Origin of the sequence: Plantibacter sp. MCCC 1A11337 (assembly GCF_013349365.1) — a bacterium.
Taxonomy (GTDB): domain Bacteria; phylum Actinomycetota; class Actinomycetes; order Actinomycetales; family Microbacteriaceae; genus Plantibacter; species Plantibacter flavus_A.
Window position 1 is genome coordinate 1,448,953 of sequence record NZ_JABJWX010000001.1, and the last position, 14,099, is coordinate 1,463,051.

At 70.1% G+C, this 14,099-nt stretch carries 11 protein-coding genes; 9 read left to right on the forward strand and 2 right to left on the reverse strand.

Annotated elements, in window-relative coordinates; genetic code table 11:
- Positions 1 to 12: 12 nt before the first annotated feature.
- Together HOW07_RS06685 and HOW07_RS06690 are read right to left on the reverse strand one after the other, a co-directional pair.
- On the reverse strand, positions 13 to 2,064 hold the full coding sequence (locus HOW07_RS06685) for a bifunctional lysylphosphatidylglycerol flippase/synthetase MprF (RefSeq protein ID WP_175116400.1): 2,052 nt from the start codon (positions 2,062 to 2,064) through the stop codon (positions 13 to 15).
- Between the two features lie 54 nt (positions 2,065 to 2,118).
- Positions 2,119 to 3,714 (reverse strand): PucR family transcriptional regulator, encoded by a 1,596-nt coding sequence (locus tag HOW07_RS06690; RefSeq protein ID WP_175116401.1) that lies wholly within the window; start codon positions 3,712 to 3,714, stop codon positions 2,119 to 2,121.
- A 156-nt stretch (positions 3,715 to 3,870) separates the two neighbouring features.
- Between HOW07_RS06690 and gabT the strand changes: the two genes are divergently transcribed.
- The 9 genes from gabT (at position 3,871) to HOW07_RS06735 (ending at position 14,062) form a co-directional block, all read left to right on the forward strand.
- A complete protein-coding gene (gabT, locus tag HOW07_RS06695; RefSeq protein ID WP_175116402.1) occupies positions 3,871 to 5,235 on the forward strand; it encodes a 4-aminobutyrate--2-oxoglutarate transaminase in 1,365 nt (454 codons plus the stop codon).
- Positions 5,236 to 5,401: 166 nt separating this feature from the next.
- A complete protein-coding gene (locus HOW07_RS06700) occupies positions 5,402 to 6,868 on the forward strand; it encodes an NAD-dependent succinate-semialdehyde dehydrogenase (protein ID WP_175116403.1) in 1,467 nt (488 codons plus the stop codon).
- A 202-nt stretch (positions 6,869 to 7,070) separates the two neighbouring features.
- Positions 7,071 to 8,429 carry an NAD(P)/FAD-dependent oxidoreductase gene (locus HOW07_RS06705; RefSeq protein WP_175116404.1) on the forward strand — a complete coding sequence of 453 codons (1,359 nt, stop codon included), beginning with the start codon at positions 7,071 to 7,073 and terminating at the stop codon, positions 8,427 to 8,429.
- A 256-nt stretch (positions 8,430 to 8,685) separates the two neighbouring features.
- Positions 8,686 to 9,582, forward strand: a complete 897-nt coding sequence (locus HOW07_RS06710) for a universal stress protein (protein WP_064294184.1) — start codon at positions 8,686 to 8,688, stop codon at positions 9,580 to 9,582.
- Positions 9,579 to 11,156, forward strand: a complete 1,578-nt coding sequence (locus HOW07_RS06715) for an APC family permease (RefSeq protein WP_079001410.1) — start codon at positions 9,579 to 9,581, stop codon at positions 11,154 to 11,156. Before HOW07_RS06710 ends, HOW07_RS06715 begins: the two co-directional genes overlap by 4 nt.
- A gap of 105 nt (positions 11,157 to 11,261) precedes the next feature.
- Positions 11,262 to 11,522, forward strand: coding sequence for a phosphoribosylformylglycinamidine synthase subunit PurS (purS, locus tag HOW07_RS06720; protein WP_175116405.1), 261 nt, complete (start codon positions 11,262 to 11,264; stop codon positions 11,520 to 11,522).
- Complete coding sequence (gene purQ, locus HOW07_RS06725) at positions 11,519 to 12,220, forward strand: phosphoribosylformylglycinamidine synthase subunit PurQ (RefSeq protein ID WP_071262430.1); 702 nt, start codon at positions 11,519 to 11,521, stop codon at positions 12,218 to 12,220. The genes purS and purQ overlap by 4 nt, the downstream gene beginning before the upstream one ends.
- Before the next feature lie 109 nt (positions 12,221 to 12,329).
- On the forward strand, positions 12,330 to 13,031 hold the full coding sequence (locus HOW07_RS06730) for an FCD domain-containing protein (protein WP_175116406.1): 702 nt from the start codon (positions 12,330 to 12,332) through the stop codon (positions 13,029 to 13,031).
- A 146-nt stretch (positions 13,032 to 13,177) separates the two neighbouring features.
- On the forward strand, positions 13,178 to 14,062 hold the full coding sequence (locus HOW07_RS06735) for an NAD(P)-dependent oxidoreductase (protein ID WP_175116407.1): 885 nt from the start codon (positions 13,178 to 13,180) through the stop codon (positions 14,060 to 14,062).
- The last annotated feature ends 37 nt before the right edge of the window (positions 14,063 to 14,099 follow it).

Sequence of the window (14,099 nt, forward strand, 5' to 3'; positions counted from 1 at the left end):
GGTAGGCCTCGCTCAGTCGCGCTTGAGCATGTCGATGCCGGCGCCGGCGAACTGCCGGAGGGTCGCGTCCGGCAGGAACGCACGGGTCAGCGCCGCCGCGATCCGCGTGAGGTCGCCCTCGTCGCGGTACAGGAGGTAGATCGGCTCCGATCGCGGGTTGAACTTCTGCTTGAACCGGTGGAGGGACGAGAAGCCGTACACGGGCTCCAGGATGCCGCTGAGCTGACCCAGCAGGTGCGCGATGCGGCCCTCGTCGTCCTCCACCCGGTGCGCGAGCGGCGCACCCGAGAGCGAGAGGATCTGCGCTCCCTCCTCAGCGAAGACCTTGGCCGAGGAGGCGATGAGGAACTCCATGACCGAACCGAAGCCCTCCTCGCGGCGCCGCATGAGGTCGAGCGTCCATCCGCGGTGCTCGCCGTCGGGGCCGAAGACCGGGAGCCAGCTGAGGAAGCCGTCGACGTCGCCGTCCGGCGAGATCGCGAGTGCCAGACGGACCTCGGGGTCGTCGGCCTCCTGCAGGGTCCCGAGGGTGAACCGCATCTCCGGCAGCCCCTTGTCGCCGACCCAGCCCTCGGAGATGGCACGGATCTGCTGTCGGACGCCCCACGTCTCGGCGCCATAGGTGCCCATCCGGAAGACCATCCCCTCGCGCTCGGCCTTGTTGAGCGCCGTGCGGATGTTCGACCAGGCCTTGCCGGTGAACGCGAGACCGGGAAGGTCGACGATCGTGTCGTCCGCGATGATGAGGTCGCGCCATCCCTCGGGCAGCGCGTCCTTCGTCCCCTGGCTGGAACTGAAGAAGCACGGGATGAGGGAGTCGCGCTCGGCCGCCTGGACGAACTCCGCGACGCTCGCCTGCAGGTGATCCGGTGGGCCGAGCGGGTCGGCCAGCACGATCGCGACACCGGCGTGCTTCTGGTAGGGCACGAGGCCCACCGAGGTGCGGAAGTACTCCATGCCGTCCCACGTGGCCATCCAGGAGAGCGAGCCGCCGCCTTCGGTCCGGATGAGCGCGCGGGCGTCGTCCGCCGACGGCAGGTCCTGCTGCTGCTTGCGCCCGACGCCGAGCTGTCGGCGTCGGTGGGATGAGAACGCGCTGCGGGTCGCGACGAGGTAGACGAGGAAGGCGAGCCAGAGCACCGACGTCGCCAGGAACACGTCGGTGTCGCCCCAGTCGATCGGGAGGTCGGCGGGATCGAGCGGCGACAGCGCCAGGTACAGGACCGCGACCAGAACGTTGAGGATCGCCCAGACGACGCTCAGCACCCACGCCCAGCGACGACCGAGCCGCAGGCCGTTGGCGACCAGGATGATCACGACCGTGTCGATCGCGACGTCGAGCCACGGGCCCTCCGCCGGAGCGGTCGGGCCGAACGGGCCGTTGGTCGGCACGAGCAGGGCGACGATCTGGACGACGCCGAGAGCCACGCTCGTCGTGAACGCGAGCAGTCGGCGCTCGCGCACACTGGCCCGCTGGATGCGGAAGGAACGGTTCACCGCGAGGACGAAGAGCACCGCGAAGGCGTGCTCGAGGTCCGCGAGCGACCCGATGAAGAGGACCCCGATCGCGGCGTAGGACGCGACGATGATCCAGCCCCGCTGCCGCCACGGAGAGGCGAAGAGCGACACGCACGCGGCGAAGCAGGCCATCGTCCCGCCGGAGGGACCGACGTCGAGCATCCCGGCGAGGCTCGTCGCCCACGGCCAGGGCAGTTGACTCGCGGCCCAGAGGAACCCGGCGGTGGCGAGGACGGCGACGAGCTGACCGGCGGCGAAGGTGATGAGCGCGGCCTTCGATCCCCGCCACCACTCCAGCAGGCCGACCCAGGCGAACCCGATCACCGCGAACACGTAGGCCCACGGCTCCACGACGAGGAACGTCCCGGTGACGGGAGTCCACCAGCGCCCGGCCTCGAAGGCTGGCAGGCCGTAGGCGACCGCGTCCCACCACGGTTGCGCCGTCGTCGACTCCCAGAGGCCACGCCCGACGACACCCACGACGAGGACGACCAGCACCAGGGCGATCGTGACCGGCACCCGGGCGACCACCGTTCGGATCCTCATGCGCGCCGCCCCCTTCGTGGTTCCACGGAGCACACGCGCGCCGTGCGGTCGAGGCTACAGAACGGCCTCGCGGGACCGCAACGCATCCCCGTCCGGCAGGCTGGCCAGCGCGAGCCAGAGTTCGGCCCGAGCGGCGAAGGTGTCGAGCGGTCGCCCGAGCACCTGTTCCACCCGGGTGATGCGGTTGCGGAGCGTGTGTCGATGGATCCCGAGTCGCCGCGCGGCGGGCTCCCATTGGCCGTTCGCCTCGAGCCAGCCGCGGAGGCTCGGCACGAGGTCGGAGCCCTCCTCGCGGTCGACGCGGAGCGCGGGCTCGAGCAGTTCCTCGGCCACGGCGGCGGCGCGGACGGGGTCGAGCAACCCTGCCATCCCTGCCGCGGCGAGCGCCCCGAACCGCACGACGGCCTCGCCTGCGGAGACGGCGTGCTCGTGCGCGGAGACCGCCTGCTCGATCCCCGTCGGCAGATCGGCGAGCGCGAGGGATCGGGAGAGTCCGAGCCGCCGTGCGGGGGCCGCTGCGATCACCGCCTCGACCGCCCGATCGACGTCCGTCTCGGTGTCCCCTTCAGCCGCTGCGAGAAGCAGGACGGGCCGTCCGTCCTGCTCGGCGACGAAGAGCGAACCCGGACCGAGCGTCTCGGCCCGTTCCAGCTCGGTGAGGAGCGCCTCGCGCCCGTCGGTCGGCCCGGAGCAGACGCCGACACGAACCGCTCCGCTCGGCAACGGCGTGCCGAGCTGTTCGGCGACCTCGCGCGCCGCGGTGGTCTGTCCGGCGCGGAGCAGCTGCCAGACACCGGTGCGCAGCGAGCGCCCCGCCCGTCCGAGTGCGCCGCCCTGCTCGAGGGTGAGCCCGGCGATGGCGACGACCGAGGTCACGACGCTCTGGGCCGCGGCGTCCAACGGGCCGTCGGTCCCGGCGATGGCGAGCACGCCCCGGAGGTCGCCGCGTCGGCCGAGGGTCTGCAGCGACACCGTCCGCGTGCGGCTCGCGAGCGTCGCCCCCGAACGCTGTCCGCGGCTCAGGAGCATGGTGGCCTCGCCGGCCACCCGCTCCAGGAGGCGCTCGGCCTCGGGAGCGGCGGTGGGCCCGTCGCCCGCGATCGCCACCGGGGTCGCGTGCGCGTCGAAGAGCACGACCCAGGCGCCGAGGGACCGCGCGAGTTCGGTCACGACGGCGACCGTCGCGTCGGGGCGGAGCGCGGCGAACGCGATCGCGCGCTGGGCGCCCAGTGCCCAGGCGTCCCTCGCCCGAGCCGCCTCGGTGAGGAGGTCGGCCGCGTACCGGATGACGGCGATGAACGGCGTGCGGTACGGGACCTCGACGAGCGGCATCCCGTGCGCCGCGCAGGCCTCGGCGAGTTCCGGCGGTGTCCCGGCCGTGATCACCTCGGTACCGAACCCCAGTCCGGCGACACCGGCGTCGGCGAGGCGGGCGACGTACGCCTCGACCTGCGTCGTCGACACGGCGGTCCCGAACTGCGTGCCCGTCGTGAGCAGCACCTGGTCGGCGAGGAGGAAGGGCGTGGGGTCCGGCAGGTCCGACCCGGAGACCCAGGCGACCTGGCGGTCGAGGGCGCCCTCGGTTCCTGCCACCACGAGCTTCAGGCCGAGCGCACGGTGGTCGAGGAGGTCCTGCAGCGTCGGTGCCATGGCGCGAGTCTACGCAGGGATGCCGGATCGTCCAACTGAAGCCGCTGGTATGGACAGACTGTCGAATGTACCGATGCGGACCGCTGCCTAGCCTGGTGGCACTGCTCGCGGACGACCTCGGCGCCCCCGCCGGACGCGGCAGCCGAAGGAGTACCGATGACGAGCAGCACCGCAGCCCCCGCACCCTCCATCCTCGGCGGACCCTCGCTCCCCCAGGAACGTCGCCTCGTCACCACCATCCCCGGACCGATCTCCGAGGAACTCATGGCCCGGAAACACGCTGCGGTCGCGTCCGGCGTCGGCACGACGATGCCGGTGTTCGCGGCCGGCGCGGGCGGTGGTGTCCTCGTCGACGTCGACGGCAACTCCCTGATCGACCTCGGATCCGGCATCGCCGTGACCGGCGTGGGCAACAGCAACCCGCGCGTCGTCGAGGCCGTCACGCGACAGCTGCAGGAGTTCACCCACACCTGCTTCACCATCACCCCCTACGACTCCTACGTCGAGGTCGCCGAGGCGCTCAACCGCCTCATCCCCGGCGACCACGCCAAGCGGACGGCACTGTTCAACTCGGGCGCCGAAGCGGTCGAGAACGCGGTGAAGATCGCCCGCAGCCACACGAAGAAGCAGGCGGTCGTCGCTTTCGACCACGCGTACCACGGCCGCACGAACCTGACGATGGCCCTGACGGCGAAGTCCATGCCCTACAAGAGCGGTTTCGGTCCCTTCGCCTCCGAGGTGTACCGCGCACCGCTGTCCTACCCCTTCCGCGACGGCGGGCTCACCGGCCCCGAAGCGGCGCAGCGCGCGATCACCCAGATCGAGAAGCAGATCGGCGCAGACAACCTCGCGGCGATCATCGTCGAACCCATCCAGGGCGAGGGCGGCTTCATCGTCCCGGCGGACGGCTTCCTGCCGGCCCTGCTCGACTGGGCCCGCGCGAACGACGTCGTCTTCATCGCCGACGAGGTGCAGACCGGCTTCGCCCGCACGGGTGCGATGTTCGCGTCCGAGCGCTTCGACATCGTGCCCGACCTCATCATCACCGCCAAGGGCATCGCGGGCGGCCTGCCCCTCTCCGCCGTCACCGGACGCGCGGAGATCATGGACGCCCCGCACGTCGGCGGGCTCGGCGGCACCTACGGTGGCAATCCACTCGCCTGTGTCGCCGCCCTGGCGGCGATCGAAGCGTACGAGGAGGAGGACCTCGCCGCCTCGGCCCGGGCGATCGAAACCCGCATCGTCGACCGCTTCACCGCGGCGCAGACCTCCGACCCCCGCATCGGCGACATCCGCGGGCGCGGCGCCATGATGGCGGTCGAGTTCGTCGACCCGGCCACCGGCGAGCCCGACGCCGCCCTCACGGCACGCGTCGCGAAGGCCTCTCACCAGGCCGGCGTCATCGTCCTGACCTGCGGCACCTACGGCAACGTGGTCCGCTTCCTCCCACCACTGACCATCCCCCTCGAACTGCTCGACGAAGGACTCGACGTCGTCCTCGAGGCGCTCGCCGCGAACTGACACCACACCCGCCGGTCCCGCCCTTCGACAAGCTCAGGAACCGCCTGTCGAAGGGCAGGGACCGAGGCGGCCCCCGCAGCACAACCCCGGACCCTGAGCTTGTCGAGGGGCATGCACGCTGAAACACTGTGACCGACGGCACCGACACCACCAAGGAGCTCCACCCATGACCGACGCACGTGAAACCGATCTGCTCGCCAAGGTCCCGAACGGCCTGTTCATCGGAGGCGTCTGGCGCGACGCGACGGAGGGCGCGACGCTCGACGTGAGCGACCCGTCCACCGGCGACGTCATCAAGACGATCGCGGACGCCTCGGTCGCCGACGGCACGGCGGCCCTCGACGCCGCGGTCGCAGCCCAGGACGAGTGGGCGGCGACCGCTCCCCGCACGCGCTCCAACATCCTCCGGAAGGCCTTCGACCTCCTCCAGGAGCGTCGCGAGGAGTTCGCCCTCCTCATGACGCTCGAGATGGGCAAGCCGCTCGCCGAGGCGAACGGCGAGGTCACCTACGGTGGTGAGTTCCTCCGCTGGTTCTCCGAGGAGGCCGTCCGCATCTCCGGACGCTACGGGTCGAACCCCGAGGGCACCGGCATGATGACCGTCTCGCAGCACCCCGTCGGCCCGTGCTTCCTCATCACCCCGTGGAACTTCCCCCTCGCGATGGCGACCCGCAAGATCGCCCCGGCGCTCGCAGCCGGCTGCACGGTCGTCGTCAAGCCCGCCGAGCTCACCCCGCTCACGACCCTGTACTTCGTGAAGCTGCTCGAGGACGCCGGGCTCCCCGCAGGCGTCGTGAACGTCATCACCACCTCCAGCTCCTCCGCGGTTTCCGGCCCGATCATCGCCGACCCGCGGCTCCGCAAACTGAGCTTCACGGGATCGACGGCCGTCGGTCAGAAGCTCATCGAGCAGTCCGCGAAGAACGTCCTCCGCACCTCGATGGAGCTCGGCGGCAACGCCCCGTTCGTCGTGTTCGAGGACGCCGACCTCGACAAGGCCGTGGAGGGCGCGATGGCCGCCAAGTTCCGCAACATCGGACAGGCGTGCACCGCGGCGAACCGCTTCATCGTCCACCGCGACGTCGCGGAGGAGTTCGCGAAGCGCGTCACCGACAAGGTGAACGCGTTCCGCATCGGTCGTGGCACCGAGGACGGCGTGACGATCGGTCCGCTCATCGACGACCGCGCGGTCACGAAGGCGAAGACCCTCGTGGGCGACGCCGTCGAGCGCGGCGCCGAGGTCCTCACCGGCGGCGAGGCCGTCGACGGACCGGGCACCTTCTTCCAGCCGACGGTCGTCACCGGGGTCGTACCGGGGTCCGACATCCTCCGCGAGGAGATCTTCGGCCCGGTCCTCGCGATCGTGCCGTTCGACGACGAGGATGAGGCCGTGCGGCTCGCGAACGACACCGAGTACGGGCTCGTCTCCTACGTGTTCACCACCGACCTCGCCCGCGGACAGCGCATGATCGGCCGCCTGCAGACCGGCATGATGGGCCTCAACGTCGGCGTCATCTCGAACGCCGCCGCACCGTTCGGTGGTGTCAAGCAGTCGGGCATCGGACGCGAGGGCGGGCTCGAGGGCATCCACGAGTACCTGTACACGAAGTACACCATGACACCCATCGGCTGATCCACCTCGGTCGGCACAACGGAAACCGTCGTCGATCACCGATCCGACCGGCGACCTCGCCATCCTCGGTTCCATCCGACCGCCGGATCCGCCATACTCGACTATCGGCGCCGGGTCCGAGCACCACCCGAGCACCACCCCGGTCCCGAGCACCACCCCGGTCCCCGAGCTTGTCGAAGGGCCACGAACAGGAAGACACCTCATGAGCGCTATCGAACGCGACGTCGTCATCATCGGCGCCGGGGCCTCCGGGCTCACGGCCGCCACCAAGCTCCGCGCGGCGGGCCTGTCCGTCGCCGTCCTCGAGGCGCGCGACCGCGTCGGTGGTCGCCTCTGGACGAACCACATCGACGGAGCCATGCTCGAGCTGGGCGGTCAGTGGGTCTCCCCCGACCAGACCGCGCTGCTCGCCACGCTCGAAGAACTCGGGCTCGACACCTACTCCCGCTACCGCGAGGGCGACAGCGTCTACGTCGATGCCGAGGGCGTGCGCACCCGCTTCACGGGCGACATCTTCCCCGTCGCCGAGTCGACCGCAGCGGAGATGGAGCGGCTCATCGCCCTGCTCGACGAGCTCGTGGAGGAGGTCGGCGTCACCGAGCCGTGGGCGCACGCCCGGGCGAAGGAGTACGACCGCATCTCGTGGAGCGCCTGGCTCGCCGAGCAGACGGACGACGTCGAGGCGCGCGACAACATCGCCCTCTTCATCGCCGCTGCGATGCTCACGAAGCCCTCCCACTCCTTCTCGCTCCTGCAGGCGCTCCTCATGGCGGCGTCCGCGGGCAGCTTCACCCACCTCGTCGAGGCCGACTTCATCCTCGACAAGCGCGTCGTCGGCGGCCTGCAGCAGGTCCCGATCAAGCTCGCCGAGGCCCTCGGCGACGACGTCCACCTGTCCTCGCCCGTGCGTCGCCTCGAGTGGTCCGACACCGGCGTCTCGGCAGAGGCGGACAGTGTGACGGTCAACGCGCGGTACGCGATCGTCGCCGTTCCGCCGAACCTCTACTCCCGCATCGACTTCCAGCCGCCGCTGCCGCGCCTCAGCCACCAGATGCACCAGCACATGTCGCTCGGGCTCGTCATCAAGGTCCACGCCGTGTACGAGACGCCGTTCTGGCGCGAGGACGGCCTGTCGGCCACCGCGTTCAGCCCGTACGAGCTCGTCCACGAGGCCTACGACAACACGAACCACGAGGACCCGCGCGGCACGCTCGTCGGGTTCGTCTCGGACGAGCGCGCCGACGAGGTCTTCAAGCTGAGCGCCGAGGAGCGTCGCGAGCGGATCCTCACCTCGCTCTCCCACTACTACGGCGAGCAGGCCCTCTCCCCCGTCGTCTACTACGAGAGCGACTGGGGCAGCGAGGAGTGGACGCGAGGCGCGTACGCGGCGAGCTTCGACCTCGGCGGCCTCTCGCGTTACGGCGCCATGCAGTCGACGCCGGTCGGTCCGATCTTCTGGTCGACGAGCGACCTCGCCGCCGAGGGCTACCAGCACGTGGACGGCGCGATCCGCAAGGGCACCGACACCGCTGAGGCGATCATCGCCCGCCACCAGGCGTAACGTCTCCGACCTCCTCGGTCCCTGCCCTTCGACAAGCTCAGGAACCGCGTGTCGAAGGGCGCTCCACTCCCCGCCCACCGCCTCCGGTCCCTGAGCACCACTTCCGGTCCCTGAGCTTGTCGAAGGGCCACCCCCGTCGATACCCTGCACCAACGAAACACCCGCACACCGCCGTGCATCCTGGTCCCGGTCCCGCCCTTCGACAGGCTCAGGAACCGCCATCACACGCTCGCACCCGATCGAAAGCGAACACCAGATGAGATACATCGTTGGCTACACCGATACGCCGGCGGGACGCGACGCGCTCGCGCTCGGCATCCGGATCGCTCGGACCACCGGAGCCCGGCTCGACATCGTCCTCGTGCTCGCCAACGAGGAACGCCCGACGATCACCCCGGCCGATCCCGGGTACGAACGGTTCCTCCGTGAGACGGCCGAACGCTGGCTCGCCGAGGCGCTCGACGCGGTCCCAGCCGACATCACGGCCAAGACGCACCTCGTGTACGACGAGTCGTTCGCCGAGGGCCTCTTGGAGGCCTCCCGCATCCTCGAGGGCGGGCTCATCATCATCGGTGCGGCGCGCGGCGGACTCCTCGGGCGGTTCACGCTCGGCAGCGTCGCGAACACGCTCCTGCACTCGGCGGTCGTCCCGGTCGCCCTCGCTCCGGTCGGCAGCCGGGACCTCCTCGAGGCCCAGCCCACCGGCGGCACGGTCAGCCGGATCACCTGCGCGATCGGCACCCGTGCCGGCGCGCACCAGCTGCTCGACGCGGCCATCGTCGTCGCCAAGAACGCGGTCATCCCGCTCCGGCTGGTCTCGCTCGTCGCGCTCGACCAGCCAGAGGGCGCCGAGCACCCCGAGGCGACCGCCAGGGCCGAGTCGCACGCGGCGGAGGTCCTCGCCTACGCGACCGAGCACCTGCCGAAGGACATCGACGTGACCACCGAGATCGCCTCTGGCACCCGTATCGAGGACGCCGTCTCGAACCTCGAGTGGAAGCCCGCGGAGATCGTGCTCGTCGGTTCCAGCCGACTCGCCACCCCGAAGCATCTCTTCCTCGGCTCCACGGCAGCGAAGATGCTGCGCGAGCTCCCCGTACCCATGGTGGTCGTGCCCCGCGACTCCGTGCTGACCCTCGGAGACCCGACATGACCCCTCCCGAAACCACCCCGCCTCGCGACGTCGCCCACCCCGAGACGACCGCGACGGGCGCCCTCTCCAAGAAGGGCCTCGGCGCCGGCACCGTCGGCCTCATCGGTGCGATCGTCATCGGCATCTCGTGCATCGCCCCGGCGTACACCCTGACCGGCGCTCTCGGTCCGACGGTCGCGGAGGTCGGCACCCACGTGCCTGCCATCTTCCTCGTCGGCTTCATCCCGATGCTGCTCGTCGCCTTCGGCTACCGGGAACTCAACAGCCGCATGCCGGACTCCGGCACCTCGTTCACCTGGGCGACGCGCGCGTTCGGCCCGTGGGTCGGTTGGATGGCCGGTTGGGGCCTCATCGCCGCGACCATCGTCGTGCTCTCGAACCTCGCGGGCATCGCGGTCGACTTCTTCTACCTGATGCTGTCGCAGATCTTCCAGAACCCCGACATCGCCGGCCTCACGTCGAACCCGTTCATCAACGTCATCACCTGTCTGGCGTTCATGCTCGGGGCGACGCTCATCTCCTACCGCGACATGCAGACGACGCAGAAGCTGCAGTACGTGCTCGTGGGCTTCCAGTTGCTCGTGATGGTGCTGTTCGGCATCGTCGCCTTCGCGCACGTGGCGGGCGGTGACGCGTTCGACGCCCTCCCGATCTCGCTCGACTGGTTCAACCCGTTCGCCGTCGGGTCGTTCAGCGCCTTCGCCGCAGGCCTCTCGCTCTCCATCTTCATCTTCTGGGGGTGGGACGTCACGCTGACGATGAGCGAGGAGACGAAGGGGTCGAGCTCGACGCCGGGCAAGGCCGCCACGGCGACCGTCATCATCATCGTCGTCCTCTACCTGTTCCTGTCGGTCGCGCTCATCAACTACGCGGGCGTCGGCGACGGCGAGTTCGGGCTCGGCAACGAGGACATCCAGGGCAACGTGTTCTTCTCGCTCGCGGGGCCCATCCTCGGCCCGCTCGCGATCCTCGTGTCGATCGCGGTGCTGTCGTCCTCGGCCGCCTCGCTGCAGTCGACGTTCGTCTCCCCTGCGCGGACCCTGCTCGCGATGGGACACTACGGCGCGCTGTCGCCGAAGTTCTCGAAGGTGCACCCGAAGTTCTTCACGCCCGGTTACGCGACGATCGTCTCGAGTGTCGTCGCGTCGGTGTTCTACGCGGTCATGCGCTTCATCTCCGAGGACGTGCTCTGGGACACGATCACGACCCTCGGCATGATGATCTGCTTCTACTACGGCCTGACGGCGTTCGCGTGCGTCTGGTACTTCCGGAAGCAGTGGTTCTCGAGCGCACGGAACTTCTTCTTCCAGTTCTTCTCCCCGCTCGTCGGCGGTCTCATCCTGGGCGTGCTCTTCTTCACCACGATCATCGAGAGCGCGGACCCCGACTACGGCAGCGGGTCGAACATCGGCGGTGTCGGGCTCGTGTTCATCCTCGGCATGATCATCATCGTGGCGGGCATCGTCATCATGCTCATCCAGGCGAAGCTCCGACCGGATTTCTTCCGCAACAAGACGCTCGCCCGCGGCATCGCCGGCGACGCGAACGAAGCGGACGCCGCCCTCCCGGAATGATCCGCTGACCACGACGACCGTCCGACGCCCCGCCGTCGGACGGTCGTCGTGTGCTCGGCGCTAGACTGTTCGCATCCCCGCCGCGTCGCAACGAAAGAGACCTCCGTGCCGACCATCGTCGTAGAAGTCATGCCGAAAGCCGAACTGCTGGACCCCCAGGGCAAGGCCGTCGCCGGCGCCCTCGCGCGTCTCGGCGAGAGCGAGTTCACCGATGTCCGCATCGGCAAGCGGTTCGAGCTCACGGTCGACGGCCCCATCACCGACGCCACGCGCGCCACGGTGCAGCAGATCGCCGACGACATCCTCTCGAACGCCGTGATCGAGGACGTCGTGGCCATCCACTACCCCGAGGGCTCCGAGGCATGACGACCCGTATCGGTGTCATCACCTTCCCCGGTTCGCTGGACGACCGCGACGCCCAGCGCGCGGTCCGCATGGCGGGCGCCGAGCCCGTCGCGCTCTGGCACGGCGACCACGACCTCCAGGGTGTCGACGCCGTGATCCTGCCCGGTGGCTTCAGCTACGGCGACTACCTCCGCGCCGGAGCGATCGCCGCGGTCTCGCCGATCATGACCGAGCTGAAGGACGCCGCCGGCAAGGGCATGCCGATCCTCGGGATCTGCAACGGCTTCCAGATGCTGGTCGAAGCCCACTTGCTGCCCGGCGGCCTCATCCGGAACGCCCACCAGCAGTTCATCCGTCGCGACCAGCTGCTCACGGTCGAGAACGCCGACACCGCGTGGACGCACCAGTTCTCGAAGGGGCAGGAGATCACCATCCCGCTCAAGAACGCCGACGGCGGCTACATCGCCGACGCCGAGACCCTGGCACGCGTCGAGGGCGAGGGTCTCGTCACGTTCCGCTACGCGGGCGTGAACCCGAACGGTTCGCTCGACGACATCGCCGGCCTCACGAACCCGGCCGGGAACGTCGTCGGACTCATGCCGCACCCCGAGCACGCGATCGAGCCCGGCTTCGGCCCCGACACCCCGGTCGCCATGCGCTCCGGTGTCGACGGTCTCGCCTTCTTCACGAGCGCGGTCCAGGCCCTCCAGGCCGTCTAGCCCGTTCGTTCGCCCATCTTCGGGCGAGGGAGCGTTCGTTCGCCCATCTTCGGGCGAACGAACGCACCGGCTACGATCGAAGCTGGTCGGAGCAATCGAGGGGGCGGATGTGGCTGAACCGCTCGAAGCGCTCGTGAGTCGCCTCATCGAGCTCTCCACCCCGGAGCCGGACACGACGGCGAGACGGCTCCCCCCGGAGCGCGAACTCGGCGAGGCACTGGAGATGAGCCGCGGCGCGCTCCGCGAACAGCTCGCCGTGCTGGAGCGACTGGGCTTTCTGTACCGGACGCAGGGACGCGGCACCTACCTGGACGCCCCCGGCGACGACTTCGTCCGGAGCTGGTTCACGATCTCCCGCCAGCTCGGCCATCTGACGGACCAGCAGTTCGCCCGCTCGCGGATGCTCCTCGAGGAGACCGTCGCGGAGGCCGCGGCCGGTCTGGTGACCGATGAACAGATCGCCCTCCTCCGCTCCGACGTCGACCGGATGATCGAGGCAACGCGAGCTGGTGACCACGAGGCCGCCCTCGAAGCGGACGTGACGTTCCACAGCCGCTTGAACGCGATCGTCGACGATCCGATCTTCCGGCTCATGCACGAGGGCTTCAGCCACGTCCTCCGCGAGGCGATCCGCACCAGGCGACTGCAGGCCATCGCCGTCGAGGAGCCCGACGAACACGGCGTCCGCAACACCGACAGCGTCCACTACGCCGTCGTCGACGCCCTCGTCTCCCGCGACCCCGAAGCCGCGCGCCGAGCCATGCACCAGCACTTCGTCGATTGGCTGCGGCTCGGCGTCGACGCGCACTGACCCTCGCGGCCCACGCCTGGATGCCGCTGCGGTCTCCCATTGGTCCAACCAATACTTGACAAGCGCGAGAGGGTCGCCATACGATCGTCCCCAGCAGATTGGTTCAACCAATCATCCGCTCACCCCGCGCACCGATGGAGGACGCCATGGCGACGACGCCACAGCCCGCAACCACGCTCACCTTCGTCGGTATCGGCGCGATCGGGCTCCCGATGGCCGCCCAGCTCGCGGCGGCCGGCCACCGCGTCACGGGCGTCGACCCGTTCCCCTCAGCGCACGAGCGCGCCTCCGCCGTCGGCGTCGACGCCGTGTCCTCGATCGCTGAAGCACCCCGGGCCGAGGTCGTCATCGTGATGGTCGCGACGCCGGACCAGCTGTCGACCCTCGTCGACCAGGCGCTCGAGGCCACGGACGTCGCCGGGCAGACCTGGGTGGTCATGAGCACCGTCGGCCCCGCATCCGTCGCCGAGCAGGGCGCCCGCCTCACCGATGCCGGGGCGGCCGTGGTCGATGCACCCGTCACCGGCGGCGTCGCCCGGGCACGCACCGGCGAACTGACCCTCTTCGTGTCCGGCCCCAGCGCGGCGACCGACGCCGTGTCGAGTGTGCTCGCGGCACTCGGGACCGTCCGCATCGTCGGCGACGCCGTCGGCGACGGCCAGGGCATCAAGGTGGTCAACCAGCACCTCTGCGCCGTGCACATCGTCGCCGCAGCCGAGGCGCTCGCCCTCGCCGAGTCGCTCGGCCTCGACCCGGCCACGGTGCTCCCCCTCGTCGAGTCGGGTGCCGCCGCGTCCTGGATGCTCTCCGACCGCGGGCCGCGGATGCTGCAGGGCACCGACGTCGAGGTCACGAGCCAGATCAACATCTTCGTCAAGGACGCGGGGCTCGTGGCCGATGCGGCGAGCGCTGCGGGGGCGTCGACGCCCGTCCTCGACGCCGCCCGCGAGCGGTACCTGGCCGCGGCCGAGGCCGGCCTCGGCACCCGCGACGACTCCCGCGTGATCGAGACCTATCGCCCGAGCGTCTGAGCGACCTCGACCGCACGACCCCGCACCATTCGTTCAA

Coding starts and splice junctions, on each gene's coding strand:
- gabT (WP_175116402.1), top strand. CDS start 3,871: ATGACGAGCAGCACCGCAGCCCCCGCACCCTCCATCCTCGGCGGACCC.
- purQ (WP_071262430.1), top strand. CDS start 11,519: ATGACGACCCGTATCGGTGTCATCACCTTCCCCGGTTCGCTGGACGAC.
- HOW07_RS06735 (WP_175116407.1), top strand. CDS start 13,178: ATGGCGACGACGCCACAGCCCGCAACCACGCTCACCTTCGTCGGTATC.
- HOW07_RS06700 (WP_175116403.1), top strand. CDS start 5,402: ATGACCGACGCACGTGAAACCGATCTGCTCGCCAAGGTCCCGAACGGC.
- HOW07_RS06710 (WP_064294184.1), top strand. CDS start 8,686: ATGAGATACATCGTTGGCTACACCGATACGCCGGCGGGACGCGACGCG.
- HOW07_RS06715 (WP_079001410.1), top strand. CDS start 9,579: ATGACCCCTCCCGAAACCACCCCGCCTCGCGACGTCGCCCACCCCGAG.
- HOW07_RS06705 (WP_175116404.1), top strand. CDS start 7,071: ATGAGCGCTATCGAACGCGACGTCGTCATCATCGGCGCCGGGGCCTCC.
- HOW07_RS06685 (WP_175116400.1), bottom strand. CDS start 2,064: ATGAGGATCCGAACGGTGGTCGCCCGGGTGCCGGTCACGATCGCCCTG.
- HOW07_RS06690 (WP_175116401.1), bottom strand. CDS start 3,714: ATGGCACCGACGCTGCAGGACCTCCTCGACCACCGTGCGCTCGGCCTG.